The 2,857-nt window shown below is 66.7% G+C and carries 2 protein-coding genes; both read left to right on the top strand.

What is annotated here, in order from left to right; all coding sequences use genetic code 11:
• The coding region (locus tag AC1DS3_RS37405) for a MaoC family dehydratase (RefSeq protein ID WP_477129223.1) at positions 1 to 689 on the top strand (689 nt) is incomplete at its 5' end.
• A 196-nt stretch (positions 690 to 885) separates the two neighbouring features.
• Positions 886 to 2,857: Clp protease N-terminal domain-containing protein (locus AC1DS3_RS37400; protein ID WP_477129222.1), on the top strand; the 1,972-nt coding region annotated here is incomplete at its 3' end.

The following is a 2,857-nucleotide window of genomic DNA, read 5'->3' as shown; positions in this document are numbered from 1 at the left end:
GCGATGGTGTGGCCGCCGTGCTGGTGTTGAATGAAACGCCCGGGCGGGACCGGATCGCGCTGGATACGTCGGTCCGCTGCGTGCAGCGCGGGCGCAATCGCATGCCCGTCACCGATGAGCAGATTACGGCGCATGGCGACGCGGTGCTGCTGGTCGATGCCAGCGCGGAATCGCTGGCCGAGGCCCAGCGCCAGGATGCCGACGAAGCTGGGCAATCCGCCGGGCACCTTGCGGGGCAGCCCGCCGGCGACCGTACGCTCTATCACCTGAGCGTCGGCCAGGAGGCTTCGGCGGTACGCAGCTTCAGTGCGGGCGATATCGATGAATACGTGGCGTTGACCGACGATGGCAATGCCTTCTATACCGACCCGGTGTTTGCCCACAGCCGCGGCTTCGAGGGCACCATCGTGCCGCTGCCGTTGCTGGCCGGCATGTTCTCGGATCTGCTGGGCACGCGCTTGCCGGGCCGCGGCACTGGCTGGATGAAGCAGTCGCTGCGGCTGCGCTCGCCCGCGCGGCTGGGCGAACTGCTGACCGCGTCGGTGCGCATCGTGCGCCTGCGCGGTGACAAGGACCTGGTCAACCTGGCCACGGTGGTCACCGGCGACGATGGCCGCGTGGTGCTGGCCGGGGAGGCGCTGGTGCTGGTGCGCAACCTGGAAGACAAACGGTCGCTGGCGGCCGCCTGAGGCCGCGTGGCGGCCAAGGCGCAACGTATTTCCTGCGCCACATCAAGGGCCGTGCAGTCAGGCCTTGAAATGCACGCGCAAAGCCTTATCTTTCGATCAGACACCAGTGTCCGGCCCGCGTGGCGGGATCGGCAGGCCGGGGCGCAAGCACCCTGCCTACCGCATCGGGCACTCATCCGAAAAAGAGGGCTCCTATATGCGACTTGACAAACTGACTACCCGATTCCAGGAAGCGCTGGCCGATGCCCAGAGCCTGGCGATCGGCAACGACAACCAATACATCGACCCGCTGCACGTGCTGCGCGCCTTGCTGGCGCAGAACGACGGCGCCGCCCGCGCGCTGCTGGCGCGTGCCGGCGTCAACGTCGGCGGCCTGACCTCCGCGCTGGATGCCGCCATCAAGCGCCTGCCGCAGGTGCAGGGCACCAGCGAGGTCCAGGTCGGGCGCGAACTCAGCGCGCTGTTCAACGCCACCGAGAAAGAGGCCATCAAGCGCGGCGACCAGTTCATCGCCAGTGAGCTGTTCCTGCTCGCGGTGGCCGATGACAAGGGCGAGGCCGGGCGCATCGCGCGTGAAAACGGCCTCTCGCGCAAATCACTCGAGACCGCCATCGAAGCCGTGCGCGGCGGCGACTCGGTCAACAGCGCCGATGCCGAAACCCAGCGCGAAGCGCTGAAGAAGTACACCGTGGACCTCACCGAGCGCGCCCGCATCGGCAAGCTCGACCCCGTGATCGGCCGTGACGACGAAATCCGCCGCACCATCCAGATCCTGCAGCGCCGCACCAAGAACAATCCCGTGCTGATCGGCGAGCCGGGCGTGGGCAAGACCGCCATCGTGGAAGGCCTGGCCCAGCGCATCGTCAACGGCGAAGTGCCGGAAAGCCTCAAGAGCAAGCGTGTGCTGGTGCTCGACATGGCGGGGCTGCTGGCCGGCGCCAAGTACCGCGGCGAGTTCGAGGAACGCCTCAAGGCCGTGCTGTCGGACATCGCGAAGGACGAAGGGCAGACCATCGTCTTTATCGATGAGCTGCACACCATGGTCGGCGCCGGCAAGGCCGAGGGCGCCATCGACGCCGGCAACATGCTCAAGCCGGCTCTCGCGCGCGGTGAGCTGCATTGCATCGGCGCCACCACGCTGGACGAGTACCGCAAGTACATCGAGAAGGACGCCGCGCTGGAGCGCCGCTTCCAGAAGGTGCTGGTCGACGAACCCAGCGTGGAGGCCACCATCGCCATCCTGCGCGGCTTGCAAGAGAAGTACGAGCTGCACCACGGCGTGGAAATCACCGACCCGGCCATCGTCGCGGCGGCGGAGCTGTCGCATCGCTATATCACCGACCGCTTCCTGCCCGACAAGGCCATCGACCTGATCGACGAAGCCGGCGCGCGCATCAAGATGGAAATCGACTCCAAGCCGGAGGTGATGGACAAGCTCGAGCGCCGCACCATCCAGCTCAAGATCGAGCGCGAGGCCGTCAAGCGGGAAACCGATGAGGCGTCGAAGAAGCGGCTCGAACTGATCGAGCAGGAAATCGGCCGCCTGGAGAAGGAGTACGCCGACCTCGAAGAGATCTGGAAGGCCGAGAAGGGTGCTGCCCAGGGCGCAGCCGCGCTCAAGGAGGAGATCGACAAGATCCGCCTGGAGATCACGCGCCTGCAGCGCGAAGGCAAGCTCGACAAGGTGGCCGAGCTGCAGTACGGCAAGCTGCCTGAACTGGAAGGCAAGCTCAAGGCCGCCACGGTTGCCGAAGCCAGCGAGCAGAAGCAGCCCAACAAGCTGCTGCGCACGCAGGTGGGCGCCGAGGAGATCGCCGAAGTGGTAAGCCGCGCGACCGGCATTCCGGTGTCCCGGATGATGCAGGGCGAGCGCGAGAAGCTGATCCAGATGGAGGACTACCTGCACCGTCGCGTGGTGGGCCAGGACGAGGCCGTGCGCCTGGTGTCGGACGCCATCCGGCGCTCGCGTGCCGGCCTGTCGGACGAGAACAAGCCCTATGGCTCGTTCCTGTTCCTCGGCCCCACCGGGGTGGGYAAGACCGAACTGTGCAAGGCGCTGGCCGAGTTCCTGTTCGATTCGCAGGACCACCTGATCCGCATCGACATGAGCGAGTTCATGGAGAAGCACAGCGTGAGCCGGCTGATCGGCGCGCCGCCGGGATACGTGG

The organism is Cupriavidus sp. 01L46, from assembly GCF_056399905.1.
Note: the sequence above shows the minus strand (reverse complement) of the source record. Positions and strands in the feature narration are given on the sequence as shown.